The 25161-nt window shown below is 35.6% G+C and carries 21 protein-coding genes; 11 read left to right on the plus strand and 10 right to left on the minus strand.

Annotation, left to right across the window (positions count from 1 at the left end; all coding sequences use genetic code 11):
• The first annotated feature begins 13 nt into the window (after window positions 1-13).
• Window positions 14-1204, plus strand: a complete 1191-nt coding sequence (locus ACP3T3_RS14600; protein ID WP_426476556.1) for a phosphoglycerate kinase — start codon at window positions 14-16, stop codon at window positions 1202-1204.
• A gap of 1439 nt (window positions 1205-2643) precedes the next feature.
• Here ACP3T3_RS14600 and ACP3T3_RS14605 read toward each other — a convergent pair.
• From ACP3T3_RS14605 to ACP3T3_RS14630, 6 genes are all read right to left on the minus strand, one after another.
• Window positions 2644-3465 carry a class I SAM-dependent methyltransferase gene (locus tag ACP3T3_RS14605; RefSeq protein ID WP_426476557.1) on the minus strand — a complete coding sequence of 274 codons (822 nt, stop codon included), beginning with the start codon at window positions 3463-3465 and terminating at the stop codon, window positions 2644-2646.
• A 111-nt stretch (window positions 3466-3576) separates the two neighbouring features.
• Window positions 3577-5439 carry a tRNA uridine-5-carboxymethylaminomethyl(34) synthesis enzyme MnmG gene (gene mnmG / locus ACP3T3_RS14610; RefSeq protein WP_426476558.1) on the minus strand — a complete coding sequence of 621 codons (1863 nt, stop codon included), beginning with the start codon at window positions 5437-5439 and terminating at the stop codon, window positions 3577-3579.
• Between the two features lie 145 nt (window positions 5440-5584).
• Window positions 5585-6004: an rRNA maturation RNase YbeY gene (ybeY, locus tag ACP3T3_RS14615; RefSeq protein WP_034694045.1), complete on the minus strand. Its 420-nt coding sequence runs from the start codon at window positions 6002-6004 to the stop codon at window positions 5585-5587.
• Window positions 6005-6008: 4 nt separating this feature from the next.
• A complete protein-coding gene (locus tag ACP3T3_RS14620; protein WP_426476559.1) occupies window positions 6009-8168 on the minus strand; it encodes a patatin-like phospholipase family protein in 2160 nt (719 codons plus the stop codon).
• Window positions 8169-8170: 2 nt separating this feature from the next.
• A complete protein-coding gene (locus tag ACP3T3_RS14625) occupies window positions 8171-10618 on the minus strand; it encodes a bifunctional UDP-N-acetylmuramoyl-tripeptide:D-alanyl-D-alanine ligase/alanine racemase (RefSeq protein ID WP_426476560.1) in 2448 nt (815 codons plus the stop codon).
• Between the two features lie 205 nt (window positions 10619-10823).
• A complete protein-coding gene (locus ACP3T3_RS14630) occupies window positions 10824-11411 on the minus strand; it encodes a thymidine kinase (protein WP_426476561.1) in 588 nt (195 codons plus the stop codon).
• 61 nt (window positions 11412-11472) lie between these two features.
• Between ACP3T3_RS14630 and ACP3T3_RS14635 the strand changes: the two genes are divergently transcribed.
• The 5 genes from ACP3T3_RS14635 to ACP3T3_RS14655 all read left to right on the plus strand — a co-directional run bounded on the left by ACP3T3_RS14635 (window position 11473) and on the right by ACP3T3_RS14655 (window position 16243).
• A complete protein-coding gene (locus ACP3T3_RS14635; RefSeq protein ID WP_426476562.1) occupies window positions 11473-12960 on the plus strand; it encodes a hypothetical protein in 1488 nt (495 codons plus the stop codon).
• A 2-nt stretch (window positions 12961-12962) separates the two neighbouring features.
• Window positions 12963-13637 carry a 16S rRNA (cytidine(1402)-2'-O)-methyltransferase gene (gene rsmI, locus ACP3T3_RS14640; RefSeq protein WP_076595170.1) on the plus strand — a complete coding sequence of 225 codons (675 nt, stop codon included), beginning with the start codon at window positions 12963-12965 and terminating at the stop codon, window positions 13635-13637.
• 64 nt (window positions 13638-13701) lie between these two features.
• A complete protein-coding gene (locus ACP3T3_RS14645; protein WP_426476563.1) occupies window positions 13702-13854 on the plus strand; it encodes a hypothetical protein in 153 nt (50 codons plus the stop codon).
• 322 nt (window positions 13855-14176) lie between these two features.
• The gene (gene fabG, locus ACP3T3_RS14650; protein WP_426476564.1) at window positions 14177-14920 is read left to right on the plus strand and encodes a 3-oxoacyl-[acyl-carrier-protein] reductase; all 744 of its coding nucleotides are present in this window, start codon (window positions 14177-14179) and stop codon (window positions 14918-14920) included.
• Window positions 14921-14923: 3 nt separating this feature from the next.
• Window positions 14924-16243, plus strand: coding sequence for a DUF6056 family protein (locus tag ACP3T3_RS14655; protein ID WP_426476565.1), 1320 nt, complete (start codon window positions 14924-14926; stop codon window positions 16241-16243).
• 39 nt (window positions 16244-16282) lie between these two features.
• On the opposite strand, the gene ACP3T3_RS14660 is transcribed toward ACP3T3_RS14655, so the two are convergent.
• The gene (locus ACP3T3_RS14660) at window positions 16283-17323 is read right to left on the minus strand and encodes a GMP reductase (protein WP_426476566.1); all 1041 of its coding nucleotides are present in this window, start codon (window positions 17321-17323) and stop codon (window positions 16283-16285) included.
• 28 nt (window positions 17324-17351) lie between these two features.
• On the opposite strand from ACP3T3_RS14660, the gene ACP3T3_RS14665 reads away from it, so the two are divergent.
• The 3 genes from ACP3T3_RS14665 to ACP3T3_RS14675 are packed head-to-tail and all read left to right on the plus strand — an operon-like array spanning window position 17352 to window position 19783.
• Window positions 17352-18131, plus strand: a complete 780-nt coding sequence (locus ACP3T3_RS14665) for a prolipoprotein diacylglyceryl transferase (RefSeq protein WP_426476567.1) — start codon at window positions 17352-17354, stop codon at window positions 18129-18131.
• Window positions 18132-18133: 2 nt separating this feature from the next.
• Entirely contained in the window at window positions 18134-18361 is a 228-nt protein-coding gene (locus ACP3T3_RS14670; protein WP_426476568.1) for a hypothetical protein, read from the plus strand.
• Between the two features lie 18 nt (window positions 18362-18379).
• Window positions 18380-19783, plus strand: coding sequence for a radical SAM protein (locus ACP3T3_RS14675; protein WP_426476569.1), 1404 nt, complete (start codon window positions 18380-18382; stop codon window positions 19781-19783).
• Window positions 19784-19870: 87 nt separating this feature from the next.
• On the opposite strand, the gene surE is transcribed toward ACP3T3_RS14675, so the two are convergent.
• Together surE and ACP3T3_RS14685 are read right to left on the minus strand one after the other, a co-directional pair.
• Entirely contained in the window at window positions 19871-20659 is a 789-nt protein-coding gene (surE, locus tag ACP3T3_RS14680; protein WP_426476570.1) for a 5'/3'-nucleotidase SurE, read from the minus strand.
• A gap of 385 nt (window positions 20660-21044) precedes the next feature.
• On the minus strand, window positions 21045-21215 hold the full coding sequence (locus ACP3T3_RS14685) for a lmo0937 family membrane protein (RefSeq protein ID WP_426476571.1): 171 nt from the start codon (window positions 21213-21215) through the stop codon (window positions 21045-21047).
• Between the two features lie 344 nt (window positions 21216-21559).
• On the opposite strand from ACP3T3_RS14685, the gene ACP3T3_RS14690 reads away from it, so the two are divergent.
• Window positions 21560-23689 carry a carboxy terminal-processing peptidase gene (locus ACP3T3_RS14690; RefSeq protein ID WP_426476572.1) on the plus strand — a complete coding sequence of 710 codons (2130 nt, stop codon included), beginning with the start codon at window positions 21560-21562 and terminating at the stop codon, window positions 23687-23689.
• Between the two features lie 52 nt (window positions 23690-23741).
• On the opposite strand, the gene ACP3T3_RS14695 is transcribed toward ACP3T3_RS14690, so the two are convergent.
• Window positions 23742-24245, minus strand: coding sequence for a superoxide dismutase family protein (locus tag ACP3T3_RS14695; protein ID WP_426476573.1), 504 nt, complete (start codon window positions 24243-24245; stop codon window positions 23742-23744).
• Window positions 24246-24482: 237 nt separating this feature from the next.
• On the opposite strand from ACP3T3_RS14695, the gene ACP3T3_RS14700 reads away from it, so the two are divergent.
• Entirely contained in the window at window positions 24483-25121 is a 639-nt protein-coding gene (locus tag ACP3T3_RS14700; RefSeq protein WP_426476574.1) for a 4'-phosphopantetheinyl transferase family protein, read from the plus strand.
• Window positions 25122-25161 lie beyond the last annotated feature (40 nt).

Below are 25161 nucleotides of genomic sequence, written 5' to 3' on the forward strand. Positions count from 1 at the left end.
AATAAATCTATTTATGAAAACAATCAATGATCTTAATTTTAAAGATAAGAAGGCTCTGGTAAGAGTGGACTTCAATGTTCCGCAGGATGATCAACTGAAAGTGACAGACAATACAAGAATTGTTGCTGTAAAACCTACAGTGGAGAAGATCCTTAATGATGGTGGTTCTGTCATCTTAATCACACATCTTGGCAGACCAAAGGGAGAGGTTAAAGATGAATTTTCCCTTAAACATATTCTTGGCGAAGTTTCTGCTGTTTTAGGACAGGAAGTAAAGTTTGTTGATGAGTGTATCGGGGAAAAGGCAGAGCAGGCTGCAGCTGATTTAAAACCTGGGGAGATCTTATTATTGGAAAATGTACGTTTTCATAATGAAGAAGAAAAAGGAGATGCCGCATTTGCTGAGAAACTTGCAAAGCTTGGAGATGCTTATGTAAATGATGCTTTTGGAACAGCGCACAGAGCTCATGCTTCTACAGCAGTGATTGCTCAATATTTTCCAGAAACTAAATATTTCGGTTTACTGATGGCTAAGGAGCTTCAGGCAATTGATAAAGTATTAAAGAGCGGGGAAAGGCCTGTTACAGCTATCCTTGGCGGTTCTAAAGTTTCAACTAAAATTACCATTATAGAAAATATTCTTCCTGCAGTAGATAATCTGATTATCGGAGGAGGAATGGCATTTACTTTTATTAAGGCCCTTGGAGGTAAAGTGGGTAATTCTCTTGTAGAAGAAGATAAGCTTCCGTTGGCACTTGAGATTTTAGGAAAAGCAAAAGAACATAAAGTAAAAGTATATCTTCCGTCTGATGCGATCATCGCTGAAAGCTTCAGTAATGATGTAGACAGAAAGGAAGCTGATATCTATGCAATTCCTGAAGGATGGATGGGACTTGACGCAGGACATAAATCCAGAGATCAGTTTAATGATGTACTGCTGAATTCAAGAACTATTCTTTGGAATGGTCCGATCGGAGTTTTTGAAATGTCGCATTTCGCTGGGGGAACTGTTGCATTAGGTGAAAGTATTGCTGAAGCAACAAGGCTTGGTGCTTTCTCTTTAGTTGGGGGAGGAGACAGTGTTGCTTTTGTTAAGCAATTCGGATATGCTGATCAGGTAAGTTATGTTTCTACCGGAGGCGGAGCAATGCTTGAGAGTCTTGAAGGACTAGAGTTACCAGGGGTAGCTGCAATTAATAAGTAATAAAAAGAATAGATATTTTGATGCCTGCTAATATAATTAGCAGGTTTTTTTTATTTTCTAATCTTAATGAAAATCCTTTATTGATCGGAGTTTTAATACTATTTTAGATATAACTTATAGTTATATGAAGCTAGGTTGAATTCTCTTTCAGTAACTTATGCTTATCAGTAAATTTATGATCAGAATATTCCTGTAAAATTTATAAATTTAAGTGATTTTATTTAGGTTTTTTTTCTCATTTTACTTTGGTAAATGAATATTTATGATTTTTTTATTCCGGTTGAAGTGTGATTCTAATTATCTTTTTGAATATTGATCAGGAGAGATAGGTTTTGCATTATCTGTTTTAGAAAATAGTATTTTAGATTGTTTTAATTTTAAATTTCTACTAGAAAAATGGTAGACACAAATTTTTACAAATCCTAGATCTTTAAATTTAATGATTTATATATTTCACATATTAGTGATAGTGTTGTATGTTATTGAATATTAATGATTAAACTAATTTATTAACTATTTTGTCACTTATTGTTTTTGTGTAATCTACTTAGCATAATATTAGAAATCAGTAGATAAGTACAATAAAATGAATAAGTTAATGACTTTTTGATTTTTTTAAGATCTTTTCAGGATAAATTTTATTCAGTTTTAATCTTTTTTTTTAGAATAAAAAATTTTCAATGAAATTTAAAATCGTTTAGGAACTTTCAATTTTTAAATAATTTAAATGTTGATTTTTAAAATTCTTCACAATTATTAAATTTAACATTTTTCTGTTTTCTTAAAAATAGAACCAATCAATTTTTCTGAATTTTATTTTTTTGAAACAGAAAATTATTTCTATTGGAAATGTTAAAGTAGAGTAGGGAGCTCGTTTTTGTTTTTATATAGTGGAAGAATTATTTTAAGAGTAAATTTGATTTTCATTTTGTTGGTGGCAAGGAATGTATTTGCCAGTTCATCCTAAATTTTTCTTTTTTGTTAAAAATGATGAAAATCGACTTGCATAAATAGCTTAAAAATCGATTTTTTATCTTTTTCAGGGTATTTATATCTGTTTTTTATTTTGAGGTCAAATTTAAGTTGTTTTTGTGAGGATTTGTCTTGTTAAAACTAAATTTATTCTTTTTATTGCTGGTTTGTATGCTTTTGTCGAAAACTGAATGTGAAAGTTCAATAAAAACTTTAAGTACATAAATTACTGTGTAGGTGATTGCCATTTTTCTCTACTATTAAAATAGAGTAGGGGAGATATTTTTTATTGATAGTGAAGGAAGGTAAATTTCAATCTTATTTTTTAATATAATAAAATTGAGGAATAATTATAATATGGATATGATACAGAAAAAAGAAAACTCAGGAGAAAAATCCTGAGTTTTTATTTTTTAAGCTTAAAATGCTGAAAATTGACCTTCATAAACGGGTCAAAAATCGATTTTCTATCTTTTTTCGATAATGTATATCAAACTTGAAAATTCGTTCGAAAATAAGGCTTTTATGTTCGAAATTGTTCCGTAGATGACCGCTTTTAGCCAAAATAGCGGTGATTTTTTATATTTTTCGCTCAACATGGCGATATAATACGAATCAAGTACCAAAGGTTTTATTTTTCTCATTTTCCAGTCAGGATTTTTGGAAATTAAATTTTCCATACCGTTTTTAGAGAAATGATAGATATGTCTCGGAACATCATAAGCAGCCCAATATTCTTTATAATGTTTGGCATCATATGAAGTAGGGTTGGGAACTGCAATAATAAGAAGTCCTTTTTCTTTTAACTTTCTGTGGAAAATATTCAACATTTCATCCTGGTTTTCGATGTGCTCAAATACATGCCACAATGTAATTGCATCTAAACTATTTTCTTCAACGTTATTGATATTGTCTAATATGGAAGCTTTATTTATTTTTCCGATGGCAGCTTTTCTTGCATCGGTATCCGGTTCAAACCCTATAGTTTCAAAATCATTCTCTATATATTTTACAAATTCTCCGGCTCCACATCCATAGTCAAGAACTTTAGATCCTTTTTTAATTCTGTCTACAAGGATATTTTTTTTATACTGCAGATTGAATGACTGAAGGAATTTATATAGTTTTTCTTTCAGGCTTCCTGAATCCTGATGATGAGAAATATAATCTTCGCTTTCATAGTATCTGGAAATGTTAGATGGAACAGGGGTGGTTTTGAAGACTCCTTTGGTTTCTGTTTCTTTAATTTCAAATATTTCCTGTGAAAGAAAATGATCTTTTATTTTCATTGAAGTTAATATGTATTATGGTAAAAAAATTAAGATATTCAAAATGTTTTTTCACTTATGAATACCTTAATCTTCACTTTTATTTTTTTATGTTTCACGTGAAACATTTTTTTAACGTCCCAGATAAACTAATAAAACATTAATGTCTGCTGGGGAAACCCCGCTTATTCTTCCTGCTTGTGCAATGGTCTTCGGACGTACATTAGACATTTTCTGCTTCGCCTCTGCAGAGAGACTGGAAAGCTTGGTATAGTCAAAATCTTCAGGAATTTTGATGTTTTCCAGACGGTTTAGTTTAGCTACATTTTCTTTTTCTTTTTCAATATAGCCTTTATATTTGATATTAATTTCTGCCTGTTCTCTTACTTCGTCATTATATTGGCTGGAAACTTCTTTAATAAAATCAATTCCGTCCAGTTTTTCTAATGTCATATTTGGTCTCGTAAGAATTTGTGCAGCTCTGTAAGCCTGATCTACGGGACTGCTTTCTATAGACTCAAGGATAGGATTGATAACTCCGGGTTTTAAAGAAGTTTCTCGAAGAAACTCTTCAAGTGACTGACTTTCAGATATTTTAGTTTCAACTCGTCTTAATCTGTCTTCTTTTGCCAATCCAAGCTGGAATGCTTTTTCAGTTAATCTGATATCGGCGTTATCCTGTCTTAAAAGAAGTCGGTATTCTGCACGTGAAGTAAACATTCTGTATGGTTCCTCAGTTCCTTTTGTAATCAGATCATCAATCAATACTCCAATATAGGCTTCATCTCTGTTAAGGATAAAATCTCCTTTTTCGTGTACTTTATTATGTGCATTGATTCCTGCAATCAAACCTTGTCCTGCAGCTTCTTCATATCCGGTTGTTCCATTGATCTGGCCTGCAAAATATAAATTATCTATTAGTTTTGTTTCCAGTGTATGCTTCAATTGGGTAGGAGGGAAGTAATCATATTCGATAGCGTAACCCGGACGGAATACTTTTACGTTTTCAAATCCTGGAATATGCTTCATTGCTTTGATCTGTACATCCTCCGGAAGAGAAGAGCTGAATCCGTTTACATAGATCTCAACTGTTTTCCATCCTTCCGGTTCTACGAAAAGCTGGTGTCTGTTTCTTTCTGCAAAGCGGTTGATCTTATCTTCAATACTTGGACAATATCTTGGACCTAAACTTTGGATGGTACCATTGAACATTGGGCTTCTGTCAAAACCTTCTCTCAAAATATCGTGTACCGTTTCATTGGTATATACGATATGGCAGCTCATCTGTTTTGTTAATTTTGGAGTATCAAGGTAGCTGAATTTTTGAGGATTTTCATCTCCTTTTTGTTCTTCCATCTTAGAATAATCCAAACTTCTTCCGTCTACTCTTGGTGGAGTACCGGTTTTCATTCTTCCTGCTTCGAAACCTAAAGTGACCAATTGTTCTGTAATTCCAAAAGCTCTTGGTTCACCCATTCTTCCTCCGCCTAATTGTTTATCTCCAACGTGGATTAATCCGTTAAGAAAAGTTCCGTTCGTAAGAACTACTGATCTTCCTTTGATCTCAATTCCTAAAGAAGTAACCACTCCGGTTACTTTATTATTTTCAACAACCAGTTGTTTCACCATATCCTGAAAGAAATCAAGATTGGGAGTATTCTCTAATGCCAGGCGCCATTCTTCGGCGAAAAGCATTCTGTCATTTTGGGTTCTCGGAGACCACATCGCAGGACCTTTTGAAAGATTAAGCATCTTGAATTGGATAGCAGATTTGTCTGCTACAATTCCGGAATATCCTCCCATTGCATCAATCTCTCTTACGATCTGTCCTTTTGCGATTCCGCCCATTGCCGGGTTGCAGCTCATCTGTCCGATGGTCTGCATATTCATTGTAATCAATAGTGTTTTTGAACCGAGGTTGGCTGCTGCTGCTGCTGCCTCACAACCTGCGTGTCCGGCACCTACTACTATCACATCATATATTTCTGAAATCATTTTATATCGCTTGTTTTAAGCTTTAAACCTTATCTTTATATCTAATGTTTCACGTGAAACATTTTTGGAGAATGCACTCTAGATAAATGTATATTATGGCTAGAATTGAGCACTTTAGATATGGGACTTTAAGTGATTGTTCAATTTAAAACTTTAAATCCCTGTATTTATCCAGGTACAGATCTTCCATTCTCCGCATCTCTTTTTCTTCCTCTTCTGTCTTGTCTTTATACCCTGCCAGATGTAAAATTCCATGGGCTAACACTCTTCGTAATTCTTCTTCATAATCCCGGGAAAGGGTAGAGGCATTATCAGAAATGCGCTGCAAAGATACGAAAATCTCAGCGCTTATTGTTTTGCCTTTTACATAATCAAAAGTGATGATATCCGTATAATAATCATGCTGCAAATAATCCTGATTGATCTTAAGAAGATATTCGTCATCACAGAAAATGTAATTGATTTCTCCTAGCTTTTTTCCTTCTGAAAGAATAAGATCTTCCAGCCATTTTTTGTAATCTGTACTTACCGATTCTGGCAAGTTTTCATAAAAGAACTGTATCATTTTTTTAAAACCAGTGTCCTAAAATAACACTGAATATACCTTTTTGGTTATTTTTAAGTGAGTGGCTGAAGTTTACTTTAATCTGCCCGAAAGGAGATTTATAACCTGCCGTAATTCCCAGTGAGCTATAATTTACTTTAACTGCATCTTCAAACTTAATATCGTTTGATAAATTGGCAAAGCTGAAGTTTCCACTGATAAAATAGTTTTTATTAAACTTAAACTGGATATCATTAGATGCCAGTATGACATTATTTGTATAAAGCTGGGCGAAGTAAAATCCTCCGAAGCTTTTAAAATTAATCAGATTCTGCTCAAAAATTCCTCCCAGTCTGTATTGGTAATAGGATGGAAGATTTTCCCCGATAGTAACTCCGCCAAAGATATTAAGACGATAAGTGAATTGTTTACCAAGGGGAACATTGATTTTAAGATCGGCTTTGATCTGGATTATCCTTTTGTCAACTTCTGACTTTAAAAGATCTACCACTTTTCCTTCAGCTGCAAAATAAACCCCTTTTGTAGGAAACTCTTTATCATCCTGGGTATCGGTTTTAATAAAGATATAAGGGTTCAGAAAACGGCTGTACCGTCTGTTGTCTCCATTGCTGTTTTCAGCTTTAAAATAGTCATGGCTGATACCACCGCCGACAGCAAACTTATCTTTCCATACAGATTGTATATAAGCTTCGTTTCTGATCCATTCCCAGCGGTCTACAACGTAATTGTCCACATTTTTAATATCAAAGCTCATTCCGGATGAATAGAGTCCAAATCCCGGAATATATCCGTTATCTATAAAATAATTCAGATAATATCTCAAGCGGTCTCCTACAACAACATCCAGGGAAAGATTTGAGTTTTTAAATAAAAGTCTTTTGGCGGAATAATTCAAAAGAAGTCCGGTCTTGAAAACTTCATCATAATGTAACCCGAATTTTAAAAAGTGACGGGTGTCATCCTCGGTGACATAAAGCTTTAAATAGTTCGCGTCATTTTCCTGAACGATATCATAATTGATAAATTTGTAATTGTTGGTGGCAACCAGCTTATCTATCATTTTATTAATACTTCCATAGGTCTGCAGAGAGGGAAGACGTAATCCCATTTTTCCGAGGGTATAGTTTTTCCCAAATATTTTACTTCCTTCAATAGAAATACTGTCTATCTTATAAACGTTGGAATATATTGGGTTTACACGCTGTCTGAGACGGTCAAACGGTCTCTTTGGAAGCTGCTCAAGTATCTGGGAATATTTTAATCCTTCCACATACCCACTGTCCAGAATTTTCTTTTTATCATCATAGCTTGTTGCAGACATTCCTTTCAGGTTGGGTTTGATATTGATGTCTGTGTATTTATACTGCTTTCTTGTATCTTTCTTTATTCCGAAGTCAATGACCTGGTTCAGGATGGCTATAATATTGTTTAAATCCTCTCTTTTTGAAAGATCCTGGTTAAGGTCCACACCGATGACGATATCAATTCCTTTATCCTTTAAAGGCTTTGAGGGATAGTTTACGGTCATGGCTCCGTCAATATAAATGCTGTCGCCAATTTTAACCGGGTCCATTAAGGAAGGAAATGCTGAACTTGCCATAATCGACTGTACAAGATCTCCTTTCTCAAAAATCTGCATATTGCCGCTTTCCAGATTGGTAGCTACACATAAGAATGGGATAGGCATTTTGGAAAAATCGTCAATATTGGAAACGTTTTTAAAAAGTTCTTTTAGAAGATAAACATTTCTCTGGCCGGTACTGATAGAGGAGGGAAGCGTGATTTTTCCGTTTTTAAGCGGAATGGATAAGAGGTATTTGTCTACAGATTTATTGAAAAAGCTGGCTTCCTGCCGGGATTTGGGATCCATAATCAGAGAATAAAAATCCGTATCCATAACTATCTTTTCTATTTCTTTTCCGGAGTAGCCGGCGGCGTATAATCCGCCAACGATGGCTCCCATACTTGTTCCGGAAATATAGTCCACTTTTACTCCCAGAGAATCTAATACTTTAAGAACTCCTACATGTGAAAACCCCTTGGCACCACCACCGGCAAGCGACAAGCCTATCTTTGGATTTTTCGGAATTACCAAATCTTTTTTTACCTGAGAGTGGATCAATAACAGCTGGAATATGAAAAGCAGAAGCAGGAGTTTTCTCATAGTTAATCTTTTATATATATCCGTTTCACCCGAGGCGAAATGGAGGTTAATACTTCATAGGTTATCGTTTTGCAGTATCCTGCGAATTCTTTTAAACTTGGGTGAGCATTGAAGACCGTTACTGTATCACCTTCTTTTACATTCGGAATATGATCGACATTAATCATCATCATATCCATGCATATATTTCCTACAATAGGTGCCAGCGTTTTATTGACGCCAACATTGCCTACCTGATTTCCGATCAGTCTTGGAATTCCATCTGCATATCCTACCGGTATGGTCGCAATTCTTGTAGGATGATCAGCCTTATATTTTCTGCTGTAACCTACAGATTCGCCGTTTTCAACCGTTGATATCTGTGAAATTACGGTTTTAAAGCTTACCACAGATCGAAGCTGTTTCTGAATTTCAGGATCCGGCGATTCTCCCAGCATACCGATACCGATTCTTACCATATCATACTGATGACCCGCATAACTTGTTATTCCGGATGAATTCAGGATATGGCGGATAGGAGTATAGCCTAATTTTTCAATAAGATAGCTTGAATTTTTTTCGAAAACCTCAAACTGTTTCAAAGTAAATTCTTTTTCTTCAGGCATATCAGAAGAAGATAAATGGCTGAACATGCTTTGTACCTTTAAATTTTTCTGACTTAAAGTTTCGCTTAGCTGATCCAGTTCAAAATATTTAAAACCAAGACGGTGCATACCTGTTTCAAGTTTGATATGGATAGGATACTTTTTATCATAGCCCGACTTCTGAACCGCCTCATAGAATAGTTCCAATACTCTGAAACTGTAAATTTCAGGTTCAAGGTTGTAATCTATGATTGTCTGATAACTGTGCTGCTCAGGATTCATAACAATAATAGGAGTTGTAATTCCTTTTTTTCTGAGCTCGACACCTTCATCGGCATAAGCTACCCCGAGATAATCGATATGGTGATGCTGAAGAAACTCTGATACTTCAAAGCTTCCTAATCCGTAGGCATTGGCTTTTACCATAGCCATCATTTTAGTTCCCGGTTTCAGCAGCGATTTATGATAATTGATATTATGAAGAATTGCATTAAGGTTTACTTCCAGTACCGTATCATGCTTTCTGAGTTCCAGGATATCTTTAAGCCTTTCGATTTCAAATTTTCTGGCTCCTTTCAGTAAAATGATCTGATTTTCCAATTCAGTAAGGTGCTTACTTTCAATGAGCTCCTTAGTGTCAATAAAAGTATATGTTTTAGCTTTAAATAATTCACTAAAGTTTGAAATTTTATCACCAATCAGGAATACGGAATCAAAATGCTGCTCGTTTACCAGTTCAGAAACCTCTTCATATAATTCTTTGGAGTTAGTGCTCACTCCCACGATATCCGTTAAGACCAGTGACTTTTTGGATTTGTTGTATTCATTCAGAAACTGCAGGGCAGTCTTTAAAGAATCGAGGTCAAGGTTAAAAGAATCATTGATGACAATGTTGCCTTTAATTCCTTCAATCGCTTCAAGCCTCATTTCAACGGCTTTTAAAAGGTTGATTTTTTCAACGATCTTTTTATTTTCAATATTCAGCTCCTTCAATACTGTAATAAGCGCCATAGCATTGGTTAATGTTGCTTCATCTCTTTGATGGACCGGAAAACTTATTTCTTCATCAAAATATTCAACAATAATATTTTCATCTTTAGAAATATTGTTGTTGATAAAAACCTGGTTTTCTTTTTTAAAACCGTAAGAAATTAATTTTTTATCTGAATATGTGGTTTTAATTTTTTGATCAACCAGAGAATTATCACCATTATAAATGATGACTTCAGAATTTTTAAAAAGACTGATTTTTTCATCAATCAATTCTTCCTCGGAAGAAAAGTTGGCAGCATGAGCTGTTCCGATGTGGGTCAGTAATCCGATCTGTGGATGGAAAATAGGCTCAAGCTTTTCCATTTCATGCGGTTTGGAAATTCCCACCTCAAAAATTCCCACCTGATGAGAGTCGTTGATCTGAAGAAGAGACAGCGGAAGACCGATCTGAGAATTGAAACTTTTAGGGCTTTTTACAGTAGGAAACTCATTCCATAAACATTGATATAACCATTCTTTTAAAATAGTTTTACCATTACTTCCTGTAATTCCTATAGATTGTAAATGAGAATGTTCGAAATGATATTTGGCTAATTTTTGAAGAAACTCTACGGAATTTTCAACAATGATCCAGGTTATATTTTCAAACTCCGGATAATGATGTTCAGAAATAATGACATTAATACCCCTATCCATTGCAGACTCAATAAATTTTTCACCAGAATTTTTATGTGTATTGATGGCGATAAAGGCTGTATTCTTCGTAGAATAAATAATCCTGCTATCGTAAGCAATATTTTTGATCAATAAATTTCTGTCTCCAATAACTTGCGCTTTGGTGATCTCTGCAATGTGTTGTACTGTATAATTCATTGGTACCCTTTCTGCTTTATTTTATGCGAAATTGCAAAAAGGTAAAATAGAGAAAGGGATACAGATTCAGTTTATTATCTGGTTTTTCCTTTTAATATTTTACGACAGCGCTTTTCCGCTTTTCATTTTATATTAATTGAATAGATGTATGGTTTGATACAAACAGCAATTTCATGATTTGCAATTGCTGTTTGTCTTCCCCTGTTTATTTTCTTTTTGAAAGCACTTCATCAATAAAAACACGGCGGCTTACTGCTTCATAGCTTTCAGTTTCTCCCAATTCTACCAGGTTATTTCCCTGAGAAATCCTCATAGAATAGTTGGCAAGATTACCTGTTCTCTTACAAATAGCATGCACTTTTGTAACATATTCGGCAGTTGCCATCAGATTAGGCATTGGTCCGAACGGACGGCCCAGAAAGTCCATGTCCAATCCTGCAATAACCACTCTGATGCCGCTGTTAGCCAGCTGATTGGCAATGTCAACAATGCTTTCATCAAAAAACTGAGCTTCATCAATTCCTACAACATCACAATTGGAAGCCAGGAGAAGAATTTCATTAGGATTTTCCACCGCTGTACTGCGGATTTTATTCTGATTATGAGAAACTACGTCCTCTTCAGAATACCGTATATCCAGTTTGGGTTTAAAAATTTCCACACTCTGTCCTGCCATTTCTGCTCTTCGCAATCTGCGGATAAGTTCCTCGGTCTTACCGGAAAACATAGAGCCACAAATCACTTCCATCCAACCGCTTTGTTTGGAATGATTAATTGTATTTTCTAAAAACATTTGTTAAATTAGCCGTATATTTTTAACATCAAAAGTAAGCAATTTTAATAAGAATCTTATTATGCAGAATATCCAAGATTTAAAGGAAAAGATATTTTTTGAGTCCATGAATATCATTGATAATCTGGACAAAATAAGTAACATAGACGAATTACTGTCTAAGCAGGATCTTGTAGATGAGCTTGCTAACAGGATTTCTTTTTTGAAACTGCTGGAAAAAAATATTGAATATTTCACAACAGATAATCAGGTGCAGAATCCGGACAGTCGGTATGTATCTTTTATTTCAGGAGACCCGGAACATCATGATGGAGGAAATGAAGTAACAGAAGAGGAAGCCATTTTTAATAATGAGCTGAACGAAATTGATGAAAATGAAGTCTTTTTGGACGGTTCCGAAGAAGAAGCTGCCGTTTTTAATAATCAGCTGAATGAAATTGTTGAAAACGAATTCCATGAAAATATGATAAATTTTGTGGAGGAAAATTATATCGAGAAAACACCTGAAAATAGTCAGGAACAGACTTATGATCAGGAAATTCTGGAAGAAGAAGCGGTATTTAATAATGCGCTGAATGAAATTGACGAAACCGAAGTGTCAGCGGAACAAAGAGCCGTTCTTAATTTTGTAGATGAAGACAAAATTCTTGCAGATTCCACACCGGATTCAGATGAAGACCTCAATGAAGATCTTTTTCATCATGAAGTAACGGAGGAAGAAGCTGTTTTCAATAATCAGCTTAATGAAATAGAAGAGGAGGAAGAGGAAATTTCTCAACCGGAATCTAAAAAAGATACTGACTTTGCAGCGGTAGATGAAGACAAAATACCGGTAACAGAAACAATTCCAAGTATTTTTGATACAGAAATCCTGGAAGATGAAATCCTGATTGAAGAAAACGAAGAACAGTTTGTAGCTTCAAACTTTTCTATAGAACAGGGAGAAATGGCTACAGAAACTTCCAATGTGGAAAATATTCTGAGTGAGATAAAAAATGACCATTCGGAAGAAACAAAAGAAGAAAGCATCCTTGCTGAAGTCTATGACCGCAGAAAAATTGTGGAAATAGATAAACCTCTTCGTGAAGAAACAGATAAACATCCTTCCGATGAAAGCTTCGAAAATTTAGAAGAATACCATCGGGAGAAAAAAATAAAACTAGCCAATATCAAAGGAATGAAGGCTGTTCAGTCCCTTTTTGATGACGACCATCTGGAAAGGGAGCTTCCTAAGGAAGAAAAGACGGCTCCGGTTGTAAAAGAAGACACAGGAAGCATTCTGAAATCTAATATTCCGACCAATTTCATGGAAGCAGATAAGCTGAAACCTGAATTCAAGCTGGATCTTAATGACAAGCTTGCCTTCACGAAGATGCTCTTTGAAGGAAGCCAGATAGATCTCAATGATACCGTATATCAGCTGAATAAATTCAGAACACTGGAAGAAGCCAAAGAATATCTGAGCGATCTGTATTATGAAAGAAAATGGAATAAAGTGGATGAATATGCTCAGAGACTTTGGGTATTGGTGGAAAATAAATTCTTATAATTTTGAGCGGAATCCTATATTTTGTTCCCACACCCGTTGGGAACCTGGAAGATATGACATTCAGGGCAGTAAATGTCCTGAAAGAAGTAGATTATATTTTATGTGAAGACACCAGAACTTCCGGTGTACTTTTAAAACATTTTGAAATCTCCAAGCCTTTAAAATCCTATCATTTACACAATGAGCATCAGGCAACGGAGAAAGTCATTACAGACCTTAAAAACGGCCAGAATATCGCTATTATTACCGATGCAGGAACGCCTGGTATTTCGGATCCCGGATATTTACTGGCAAAAGCTGGTGCAGATAATAATATCGATATGATCTGCCTTCCCGGAGCAACAGCTCTGATTCCGGCCCTTGTAGTTTCAGGATTACCCAACAACGAATTTTTATTCGCTGGATTTCTGCCGCAGAAAAAAGGAAGACAAACAAAGCTGAAGCAGCTTGCTGAAGAAAAAAAGACCATTGTTCTTTACGAAAGTCCCCATAAAATCAATACCACGCTGGAGCAGATCAAGGAATTCTTTGGTGAAGAAACGAAAGTGAGTTTAAGCCGGGAGATTTCTAAGAAATTTGAAGAAACCAAACGGGGGACAATCAATGAATTAATTGAATTTTCTAAGAGTAAAACTTTAAAAGGAGAGATTGTTCTTATTGTTAATAATTCTATTTGATTTTCCTTGAAATGAGTTTTTGTTACTGTGTTCTGTAGTTTGTACAGTACAGACTAACCAGTATATGAACTCGAAACCTGTGGTTTGCAGAAATACAGACAATTTTTATGGCATTCCGGATGGGAAAGGAACAGAAATTGTACCCTTTGTTTACGAAGATAGTATAGCTTTCGGGAATGCTGAAAAAGAAATGTGGTTAAAAAAGATGGAAAATTAGGTGTTTCCAATTTTCGGAATGAGGCTTTGATAGATATTATTTTATTTATGATAAATATTTCTGAACAAAGAAGTACGGAGATTCGATAAAAGCAAAAAAACAGATCTTATTTATTTTACCAGATTTAAAAATAGTTTCATTCAACTTAATAAAAGCCCCCGGAATCATCAAAAAAAACCAGTATTTTAACAATTTAAATGTGTTGAATAACAATTTATAATATCTTTGCAAACCGTTTAATTCCGGAAAGGAATTGTAGAAACTATAAAAGTCAGCGGTCACAAGCTGAATGAGTTATAAAAGAAAATAATTGTCAATAGATATGAAAATATTAGAAGGAAAAGTAGCACTAATTACCGGAGCTACAAGAGGAATCGGTAAAGGCATCGCTGAAATGTTTGCTCAGCAAGGGGCAAAAGTAGCATTTACCTACGCCGGCTCTGTAGACAAAGCAAAAGAATTAGAAGCAACTTTAAGTTCTGTAACCCAAATTAAGGGATATCAGTCTGACGCATCAGATTATGATGCAGCACAAAAATTGGTGGAAGATGTAATGACAGAGTTCGGGCAGATTGATATTTTGGTAAACAATGCAGGAATTACAAAAGATAACCTGTTATTGAGAATGTCTAAAGAAGATTGGGATAAAGTAATCAAAGTAAACCTGGATTCAGTTTTTAACCTTACCAAAGCGGTTATCAAACCCATGATGAAGGCCAGATCAGGATCTATTATCAATATGACTTCTGTAGTGGGAGTAAAAGGAAATGCCGGACAGGTTAACTATGCAGCTTCTAAAGCAGGTGTAATCGGGTTTACAAAATCTGTGGCCCTGGAATTAGGATCAAGAAATATCAGATGTAATGCCATCGCTCCAGGTTTCATTGAAACGGAAATGACTGCTGTTCTGGATGAGAAAACAGTTCAGGGATGGAGAGAAGAAATTCCAATGAAGAGAGGAGGGCAGCCTGCAGATATTGCAAATGCATGTGTATTCCTGGGCAGCGAGATGTCAGCTTATATTACCGGACAGACATTAAATGTTGACGGTGGAATGCTAACTTAATAAATGAAAAAAGTACAGAATATAGTATTATTCTTGTCGGTTTTAATAGGCGTCGGTCTGGCATACATCAGTTTTTTTAATGTATATCAGACCGATGATTATTTCTGGTCCTATACGACCAGAAAAGTAGGATTGTTGCAAAGTTTTATAGATACCTATACAAATTGGGGCGGAAGGTATTTCGGATACTCAATCAATATGTTTAATCCTGTTTTTTACGACAGCAATAATATTCTTCCAAAGATATATCCTGTCTTTTTGATGCTGTCCTTTATTGGAGTTTCAGCATTAAATTTCAAAGAATATTTTAATTATTCTTTGAAAGAGTCCGTTAAAAAAGGATTGCTTCTGTTTTTTTTCTATACAGTGCTTCTGGTAAGCTTGCCGGAGCATTATTTCTGGATCACAGGATCCAATGTCTATTTCGTTCCTGTTATTTTATTTGGCATTTTACTCTATTTTTTCAAAAAAAGGGAGGACACAGGACAAAAAATATGGTTTTATCTTTCCGTTTTATTTATCATCATTCTGATGGGTTCCAATGAAATTCTGGCATTGATTCTTGAAGGAGTTTTATTAGTTTATTATATTCAGAAACGGTCTAAGGAAAATTTGTTTTTGGTACTATTGGGAATCATTTTCTTGTTTGTATGTTTTCTCGCTCCTGGAAATTTCAACAGAATGGGAGAAGTGGAAAGAGGAATTGTAAAATGGCTGAAGAGAATAGCTCTTTTTGGTGCTGATGCGATATATGTAGGAGTTAAAGTTGTTCTCATAATTCCATTGTTTATTAAGGTTTTTGAAGAAGAACTAAAGAAAATCACTGCTCAGGTAACCTTTAAAAAAGCTATATTATTTTGGTCTGTTTCATTGATTCCTCTGTTATTTACAAGCTATATTCTTACCTCTATTGCAAGACAGTTTGAAAGTATCATCTTTTATTTTCTGATTACTTTTTCACTGGTATTCTTCTTTAAATTTGAAAAAGTTAAAAAGCTATGGTGGGTTTCTCTCTTTATCATTTTTCTTCCGGATTTCAAAATTTTCCCGGAAAAATATACTTATTTTAATATTGATTTCAATGGTGAAAATATAGTAATGGAACTTCTGACTACAGATCTTAAAGAATATGAAAGAGAAATGAATAAAAGAGTAGCGGTCATTAGAAATTCTCCTCAGGATTCTGTTGTTGTAGACAGGATAAAAGTCGTTCCGCGAGTATTATTTTTTGGCGAAATGTCATCTGTAAATGAAGAAGAAACCTTTATAAACGACCAGCTCCAAAAATATTTTAATAAAAAATACATCAGAACAAAAGAATAAGGCTTCAGATAATATTCTAAAGCCTTTTATTTCATTTATTTAATCCTTAAAAATCTGGTTTTCCTGTTCCTTAACCCTTATAAAAGTAGTTCTTTTGGAAAGTTCTTTAAGCTTTGAAGCACCTACATATGTACAGGTAGATCGCACACCTCCTAAAATATCCTTTACCGTTTCTGAAACCGGACCTTTATAAGCTACTTTCACTGTTTTTCCTTCAGAGGCACGGTATTCTGCTACTCCTCCGGAGTGCCTGTCCATTGCCGTCTTAGAGCTCATTCCATAGAAAAGGCGGTATTTTTTGCCATTTTCCTCAATGATTTCTCCGCCACTTTCATCATGACCGGCAAACATGCCGCCCAGCATCACGAAATCTGCACCGCCACCAAAGGCTTTTGCAACATCACCCGGAACTTTACAACCGCCATCAGCGATGATATGTCCGCCTAAACCATGGGCTGCATCAGCGCACTCAATAATAGCAGAAAGCTGAGGATATCCCACGCCTGTTTTTACTCTGGTTGTACAGACAGACCCAGGCCCGATACCTACTTTTATGATATCTGCACCTACAAGAAGAAGTTCTTCCACCATCTCTCCTGTAACGACATTCCCGGCGATGATAATTTTATCTGGAAAATTGGCTCTGGCTTTCTTCACAAATCCAACAAAATGCTCAGAATAACCATTCGCTACATCTATACAGAGAAACTCAATTTTTGGGTGCTTTTCGAGGATCTGTTTTATTTTCTCTTCATCTGATTTTCCTGTTCCTGTGCTCAAAGCAATATACTGATGAATACTTTCTGGCTGACTTTCCAAAAACCTGCTCCATTCTTCAGGGGTGTAATGTTTGTGAACTGCTGTAATAATTTTTTCTTTTGCCAGCTCTACCGCCATTTCAAAAGTCCCTACGGTATCCATATTGGCCGCAATTACGGGAACCCCTGTCCATTTCTTCTTCGTATGTTTAAAAGTAAATTCTCTCTGCAAATCAACCTCTGAACGGGATTTTAAAGTAGAACGCTTTGGGCGGAACATTACATCCTTGAACCCAAGCTTTATGTCATTTTCTATACGCATTTTGTAATTATTTGTCAGAATAAAGGTAGTGAATAATCTGAAATGGATTATTTTTGATGCCATGGATTTTCCTGTAACTTTTCACATTTTCGGTACAACAATTCTTGCACACCCCCTTTTTGAGGCTGTTGGAATGTTCCTGGGCATGAGGTATTATTTTTACCTTAAAAGAAAATCTGCTGAGAAGCTGTCGTTCAATACTTCTGCCGCAGTGTTGATAGGTGCAACGGCAGGAGCATTGCTAGGTTCCAAACTGATCGGAAATCTGGAAAATCCTTATACAATGTTTGAGAATTTTAGCTTTCAGAAGCTTTGGTCCAGTAATACAATCGTCGGAGGCCTGGCCTTTGGATTATTAGGTGTTGAACTGGCTAAAAAAATAGTTAATCATAAAGAAAGTACAGGAGATCTGGTGGTTTTTCCTTTAATGCTGGCTATGATCATTGGGAGGATTGGCTGTTTTCTTACAGGAGTTTATGAGGAAACGTATGGCATTCCAACAGATTCTGTGTTTGGGATGCATTTGGGTGATCAATATGCAAGACATCCTGTTGCCCTATACGAAATAGTCTTTCTTGTTTGTCTTTGGGTAGTTCTTAACTATATTCAGAAACAGAAGAAATATAAATCGGGTTTTCTTTTTCAGATCTTTATGCTGAGTTATTTCATATTTAGATTCCTGTTAGACTTCATTAAACCAAGGGTTGAAATTGCAGGAAATCTGGGAACTATTCAACTTGTATGTATTTGTGTAATTATTTACTACATTTATACTATTAAAAACAGTCAAACCACTTTAAAATATTAAAGATGAACCTATTAACACTTCTGGAAGTTGGTGATATGACCGGTCTGGTAATCATAATCGTTGGGGCAATGATTTTGGGCGCTATGTTCTTGTCTGTTATTGTTACATTTATTGCAAAACTTATTTATGAAAGTAAGGATAACAGGAAATTCACCAGAAAACAGTTTATACAGACTTTTGTTATTTGTTTATTGGTCTGTGGAATTATAAGTGGATATATCTGTGGATAAGCATTTTAAAAATAAACTATGCCAGTAAGAAACTATACTTATTACGATTATACCATTAGTCTTTGTCCGGAATGCCTCAAAAGGGTAGGCGCAAAAATTATTATAGAGGATGAAGCTGTTTTTATGACAAAGAGATGCCCTGACCATGGTTTTTTCAAGACCAAAATTGCTTCAGATGTATCATATTATAAAAATATAAGAAATTATAACAAGGCTTCGGAAATGCCGCTTCACTTTGGAACCGGTGTGGAATATGGCTGTCCTTATGACTGCGGGCTTTGTGTAGACCATGAGCAGCATAGCTGTCTATCCATTGTGGAAGTTACCGACAGATGTAATCTTACCTGTCCTACCTGCTATGCCATGTCATCACCTCATTATGGTAGCCACAGAAGTCTGGAAGAGATTGAGGCAATGTTTGACACGATTGTCAGAAACGAAGGCGAGCCGGATGTTGTTCAGATCAGTGGAGGAGAACCTACTATTCATCCGGAATTTTTTAAGATCATGGATATCGCCAAGTCGAAACCCATAAAGCACCTGATGCTGAATACCAACGGCATAAGGATTGCCAATGACCCTGGGTTTGCTGAAAAACTGGCGACATATGCTCCGGAATTTGAAATTTATCTCCAGTTTGATTCCTTCAACCCGGAAGTTCTTGAAGATTTCAGAGGGAAAGACCTCTCTTCAGTAAGAATGAAAGCCCTGGAAAAGCTGAATGAATTAAATCTTTCTACCACGCTGGTTATTGTACTTCAGAAAGGAAAAAATATTGATGAAATCGGGAAAATCATTGAATTCGCCCTGAAACAGAAATGCGTCAGAGGAATTACTTTTCAGCCTGTAGAAATTGCGGGAAGAAACAGAGACGATTCAGCACACGAAAAAATTACATTAACAGAAGTAAGACAGGAAATTCTGAATCAGTTTCCAATATTAAACGCTGATGATATTATTCCCGTTCCGTGTAATCCGGATGCTTTGGCAATGGGATATATTTTAAAGCTCCAGGGAGAAATTATACCTTTAACCCGATACATTAATCCCGCTGATCTTCTGAATAATGAATCAAGAAATACCATTGTTTACGAACAGGACGCAGGACTTCATATGCAGTTACTGGACATCTTCAGTACCGGAATCTCTGTAGATAAAGTACAACCTAAAGTTAATCAATTACTTTGCTGTCTTCCGGAAGTGTGTGCTCCGGATCTGGATTACGATAACCTCTTCAGAATTATTATCATGAATTTTATGGATGCTTATGATTTTGATGTAAGAGCAGTAAAGAAGTCTTGTGTTCATATTGTGAATAAAGACTTAAAACTGATCCCTTTCGAAACCATGAACCTTTTCTACCGGGATGAAAAGAAAGGCTATCTGGAAGAACTTAGGAAGGAAGACAAAGTGCTATTTTAAATAATATTTTTATCCTGTTGAAACAGATGATTACAAAACATAAAAGCGTGAAATCCAATTTCACGCTTTTCTATTTATATAGAAAACTTACTTGGCTTCCTTTACGGTGTCAAAAGTCATGACTTCTTCCAGCGTTTTCATGTATTCGTATGCGGTAAGGTCAAACTTTACCGGTACGATGGAAATATATCCGTTAGCCAATGCTGTTTCATCAGCATCTTCGGAATCATCCATATTGTTGAAATACCCTGTTAGCCAGTAATATTTTTTACCATGTGGATTGATTCTTTCATCAAAGCTTTCTTCCCATTTTGCATGAGCCTGTTTACAAACTTTTACCCCTTTTATTTCTTCAGCCGGAAGTTTGGGAATATTCACATTCAGTACAATTCCTTTTGGCATTGGGTTCTCCAGTGTTCTTCTTACAATATTCTGGATAAATTCTTTAGCCTGGCTGAAATCAGCTTCCCAGCTGAAATCAAGTAATGAGAATCCAATCGCAGGAATTCCCTCTACACCGGCTTCTACTGCTGCCGACATCGTTCCCGAATAGATCACATTGATAGAAGAATTTGCTCCATGATTGATTCCTGAAACTACAATATCAGGTCTTCTTTTGAGAATTTTGTCAAGAGCCATTTTTACACAATCTACAGGAGTTCCGCTGCATGAAAAATCTGTTTGCGGGCCTTCCAGGATCACTTCTTCGTAGCTTAGGGTAGAATTAATGGTAATAGCGTGGCCTTTTCCACTTTGAGGAGAGTTGGGTGCTACAACAACTACTTCTCCGATTTCATTCATAAAATTTACAAGATTTCTGATACCAGGAGCTGTAATTCCATCATCATTAGTAACCAGAATAAGCGGTCTTTCCATAAATTATCTTTAATTTTTTTTTTATTCAAACAAGGTAAATTTGTTCACTTTCAGCATTGAACAAATCATTTTTCAATACATCAAATGTAGGTAAAAATAAGATGCCGTAAAACAGCAGATTGATTATTGATTGCTGTAAAATCAGAATTAAAAATCACATCTTATGATCATAAAACGAGACAGCAGCAGAAATGGAGAAGAGTATAAACTTCAGAAAAAAGAAACCTGGATGAATCAAAATTAATACAGTCAGCTGCAGATTTAGATCAGCATGCTTCATAGCTCTGCAAATACTTTCCCGGCAAAATCTGTTATAAAATCAGCTGGAAAAGTATCTGCTAAGCCTGATAACTGTTTAATTTTAAGTGGTTGTACAAAATAATAACTAATCAAGTGGTTTTCTGCCTGTAATGATGTTATAAAGGATAACAACAATAGCAATGACCAATAAGATGTGAATTAAATATCCCGTGCTCATTCCCGGAAATATTCCTAACATTCCTAGAAGCCAAACGACGATGCAGATCACTGCAATTAACCATAATAAACTTCTCATGACTTTATATTTTAATGTTATATAATTATGTCCCAGCATATTTTGTGCCTTTATGTTTAAAAGTTAATTTTTGTGGTACTGTTTTTTAGTTTTTCAACAAAAATAAAATATCGGATATATACTGAAAACAGACAAACAATTATTTAGTTTTTGAATGAAACACCCTGATAATAGGAACTGACTAACACTGTTTTTATTATTTATAGATCTCTTTAAATAAAAATGGTCAAAACTATCGATATTTGTAAATAAGGTATTAAATTTGATCATTTGTAACAGTACCAGACTTACTGCTACTAATTATTATACTTATTTTAAAAAAATTAATAAATTAAAGACAGTTTATGTGGAAAAATTTCAAACTGAATAAATTTTTACTCCTGATTCCATTAACCAGTCTAATGTTTTGTTTCAACTCGCCAAAGAATGACGATGAAAAGATGCAGACAATAATGGTGAGCGTAAAAAACACTCTTTCTTATCTGCATTATAGCCCCAAGTCTATCAATGATGCCTATTCTAAGGACGTTTATAAGCATTATTTCGAATTGGTAGATCCGTCAAAAAGATATTTCCTGCAATCTGATATGGATGAGTTCAGCAAGCACGAAACAAAGCTTGATGATTATATCAGCCAGGGTGACCTTACATTCTATAAGCTTACGATTGACAGGCTATACCAGAGAGTGGATGAGATTGATAAAATCACCCAGGATATCTTCAGTAAGCCGATCAATCTTCAGGAAGATGAAACCCTTACTCTTGAGCCGAAACTAAAAAAAGTACCTGCCGGCAAACAGGAACAGTATAATGAGTGGAAGAAATTCATCAAATACAATATCCTTCAGGAAGTTGAGTCGATGAACAGTAAGGAAGAAGCTCAGAAAGAAAAGAAAGACTCTGTTCAGAAATACAAGCTTAAAGATACCATCAAATTGAAAGTGCTTACTCAGGATGAGAAGATCAAAAAAGCAACTGATGAAGTAAAAGATCTTGTAAAAGATACCTTTACAAGATTCAAAAAGAGAAAGAAAATGGATTGGTTTACCGTGTATATGAATGCGTACACAGAAGTATTTGATCCACATACCAACTACTATTCTCCAAAAGATAAAGAAGACTTTGATACTCAGTTTACCGGAAAAGTAATCGGTATCGGAGCTGTGATCCAGGAGAAAAAAGGGTATCTTTATCTGGGAGCTCTTACGATCGGGGCTCCGGCATGGAAATCTAAGCAGCTTTCAGAAGGTGATAAAATCCTGAAAGTAAAATCCAAGCCGAAAGAAGATGCTGTAAATGTTGTAGGAATGCTTTCCGATGAAGCGGTAAGGCTGATCAGAGGTGAGAAGGGAACCCCGGTAACGCTGACTGTTCAGAAAAAAGACGGCACCATTAAAGACGTAACCATGATCCGTGAAGAGGTTGCTATTGAAGATACTTTTGCAAGAAGTATTGTAGTGAACGCTCCGAATGGCAAAAAATATGGTTTCATCAACCTTCCGAGTTTTAATGCAGATTTTGAAAATGCCAAAGGAAGAAACGCTTCCGATGATATCAAGAATGAAATCATTAAACTCAAAGAACAGAATATTGAAGGAATCATTCTTGATCTTAGAAATAACGGAGGGGGCTCATTAACCGAAGTAGGAGATATTATGGGGCTTTTCATGGAAGCCGGACCTTACGTACAGGTAAAAGACGGAAACGGGAAAATACAGACGCTTAAGAATAAAAATGAAGCTCCGATCTGGACAGGTCCATTGGTGATCATGCAAAACGAGCTTTCTGCTTCCGCTTCGGAAATTCTTGCAGGAGTAATGCAGGATTATGGAAGAGCAATGATCATTGGATCTCCGCAGTCTTTCGGAAAAGGAACCGTTCAGACTTTTGTTGACCTGAACAGATTCCTGAACACGGAAGATGATTTCGGATCTTTAAAACTGACAATCCAGAAATTCTATAGAATTACTGGAGAATCTACTCAGAGAAAAGGAATTGTTTCGGATATCCAGATGAAAGACTTCTTTACCTATGCTGAGGTAGGAGAGCGATATGATGATTATGCATTGGCCTGGGATAAAATTCCGTCTACAAAATTCCAGAAGCTGAACTATTTCAACATCCAGGCGCTTGAAAAAGCAAGTGCAGACAGAATGGCTAAAAACAGCAATTATCAGTTGTTATTAGAGTCGGCTCAATGGAGAGAAAAATTGGATAAAGAGGAAAATATTACCTTGAATATAACGAAGTTCAACGAGCTGATGAAAACCAGAAAGTCTCAGATTGAAAAGTTCAAGGCTCTGACGAAATTTGAAAATGGACTTCAGTTTATGATGTATCCAAGCGAGATTGAAAGAGAGAAAAAAGACGAAGCTTTCAAGAAAAAATCTGAAATGTGGATCAAAAATCTGAAAAAAGATCTTTACCTGCAGGAAGCAATGAATATTGTATCAGATATGGGAGCTAAATCCTAAACATAATAAAGCCGCTAATGAAAATTAGCGGCTTTATTATTGAATAATGGAATTACTTAATTTCTACACATCCCACTCTTCCTCCGGCATTTCCGGTAGGCTGGGTATGGAAATCATCTGCTGCAGCGTGTACAATAAGGCCTTTTCCAATAATGTTTTTGGACTCATCGGTACAGCCCAGACACCATTTGTCTGTTTTGAAAGTCAATGTTGCAGTTCCGTTCTGATCCGCAATCAGGTTTCCTATATCTCCCATATGGAAATGTTCAGCTCCCCATTTGCCATGATCATTCTTGGAAGGATTCCAGTGGCCTCCGGTAGAAGTTCCGTCTGCTGCAGAGCAGTCTCCTTTTTCATGAATGTGTACTGCATGGATTCCGGGCGTAAGATTGGTAATATCCAGCTTCATCGTAACCTCGTTTCCGTTTTGGGTAAACTTTGCAGTTCCTCCTGTCTGCGTTCCGCTTTTGGCATTTACAGCGTACGTTTTTGTGGTACCGCAAGAAGCAGCCAAAAATGCACAACCCGCCAATAATGCTAATGTTTGTACTTTCATTTTTTAAATGATTTAAAGTGATTTTACGATAAATTTAAAAAAGATTTTCCAAAGCGCTCTATGATCGCAGTCTTTTTTAAAAGTTAATTGTGTGATAAACTTAATAGGGCTTATTTTAAACTTTTAATTCTGAAAACACAGACAGGGGAGGTTAACTTTTTAAAAGAGGTGAAAAAAGCTTATTTTAGTCGCTGAAAGCTATTTGTAAATCTGGCATTTATATCAGGAAAAAAAATAATGATTATTCTGTACACATTTATCAGTGAAGCAAAACACCAATCTCTTCTGGACCAGTATCTGCCTGCTTTTTCTAAGGAAATCAGACAGGATATTCTTAGATACAAAAGATGGCAGGATACCCAGCTTTCTTTACTGGGAAAAGTTCTTCTACATTATGGATTGAGAACGCATTATAGCATCTGTGAAGCAGAATTAGGCATTCTTCCCAACAAAAAACCTTATTTGAAAGGAAATGATCTTCATTTTAATATATCGCATTCTAAAGATCTTGTTGTTTGTACCATTGCAGAATATCCTTTGGGAATAGATGTGGAATTTAATGATCCGAAGATCAGTTATCAGGATTTTATATTTCAGATGACCGGCAGAGAACTTGAGGAAATTCAGCATGCTGAAGATAAGATGAAAGGTTTTTTCACTTACTGGACAAGAAAAGAGGCCGTAATAAAAGCCCATGGAGTAGGAATGATGCTTCCTCTGGATACTTTTGAAGTTGTAAAAGACGAGTGTATGATAGAAGGTGAAAGATTCTTCACCAGAGAGATTTTTATTCATGAAGATTACCATAGCTATATAGCCTCTTCGGATCAGAAAATTAAAGAAACAGCTCTCATTTTTAAACATTTTGAAGCATAAATATTTAATAAAAAATAAACTCCATTTTTGATAATAGCAA

This window comes from Chryseobacterium sp. CBSDS_008, from assembly GCF_049959325.1.
In the GTDB taxonomy this organism is placed as follows: Bacteria; Bacteroidota; Bacteroidia; order Flavobacteriales; family Weeksellaceae; genus Chryseobacterium.

Coding starts and splice junctions, on each gene's coding strand:
- ACP3T3_RS14655 (WP_426476565.1), top strand. CDS start 14,924: ATGAAAAAAGTACAGAATATAGTATTATTCTTGTCGGTTTTAATAGGC.
- ACP3T3_RS14605 (WP_426476557.1), bottom strand. CDS start 3,465: ATGAAAATAAAAGATCATTTTCTTTCACAGGAAATATTTGAAATTAAA.
- ACP3T3_RS14695 (WP_426476573.1), bottom strand. CDS start 24,245: ATGAAAGTACAAACATTAGCATTATTGGCGGGTTGTGCATTTTTGGCT.
- ACP3T3_RS14620 (WP_426476559.1), bottom strand. CDS start 8,168: ATGAGAAAACTCCTGCTTCTGCTTTTCATATTCCAGCTGTTATTGATC.
- mnmG (WP_426476558.1), bottom strand. CDS start 5,439: ATGATTTCAGAAATATATGATGTGATAGTAGTAGGTGCCGGACACGCA.
- ACP3T3_RS14690 (WP_426476572.1), top strand. CDS start 21,560: ATGTGGAAAAATTTCAAACTGAATAAATTTTTACTCCTGATTCCATTA.
- ACP3T3_RS14630 (WP_426476561.1), bottom strand. CDS start 11,411: ATGTTTTTAGAAAATACAATTAATCATTCCAAACAAAGCGGTTGGATG.
- ACP3T3_RS14685 (WP_426476571.1), bottom strand. CDS start 21,215: ATGAGAAGTTTATTATGGTTAATTGCAGTGATCTGCATCGTCGTTTGG.
- ACP3T3_RS14675 (WP_426476569.1), top strand. CDS start 18,380: ATGCCAGTAAGAAACTATACTTATTACGATTATACCATTAGTCTTTGT.
- ACP3T3_RS14635 (WP_426476562.1), top strand. CDS start 11,473: ATGCAGAATATCCAAGATTTAAAGGAAAAGATATTTTTTGAGTCCATG.
- ACP3T3_RS14645 (WP_426476563.1), top strand. CDS start 13,702: ATGAACTCGAAACCTGTGGTTTGCAGAAATACAGACAATTTTTATGGC.
- ACP3T3_RS14660 (WP_426476566.1), bottom strand. CDS start 17,323: ATGCGTATAGAAAATGACATAAAGCTTGGGTTCAAGGATGTAATGTTC.
- ybeY (WP_034694045.1), bottom strand. CDS start 6,004: ATGATACAGTTCTTTTATGAAAACTTGCCAGAATCGGTAAGTACAGAT.
- ACP3T3_RS14700 (WP_426476574.1), top strand. CDS start 24,483: ATGATTATTCTGTACACATTTATCAGTGAAGCAAAACACCAATCTCTT.
- ACP3T3_RS14625 (WP_426476560.1), bottom strand. CDS start 10,618: ATGAATTATACAGTACAACACATTGCAGAGATCACCAAAGCGCAAGTT.
- ACP3T3_RS14600 (WP_426476556.1), top strand. CDS start 14: ATGAAAACAATCAATGATCTTAATTTTAAAGATAAGAAGGCTCTGGTA.
- surE (WP_426476570.1), bottom strand. CDS start 20,659: ATGGAAAGACCGCTTATTCTGGTTACTAATGATGATGGAATTACAGCT.
- fabG (WP_426476564.1), top strand. CDS start 14,177: ATGAAAATATTAGAAGGAAAAGTAGCACTAATTACCGGAGCTACAAGA.
- ACP3T3_RS14670 (WP_426476568.1), top strand. CDS start 18,134: ATGAACCTATTAACACTTCTGGAAGTTGGTGATATGACCGGTCTGGTA.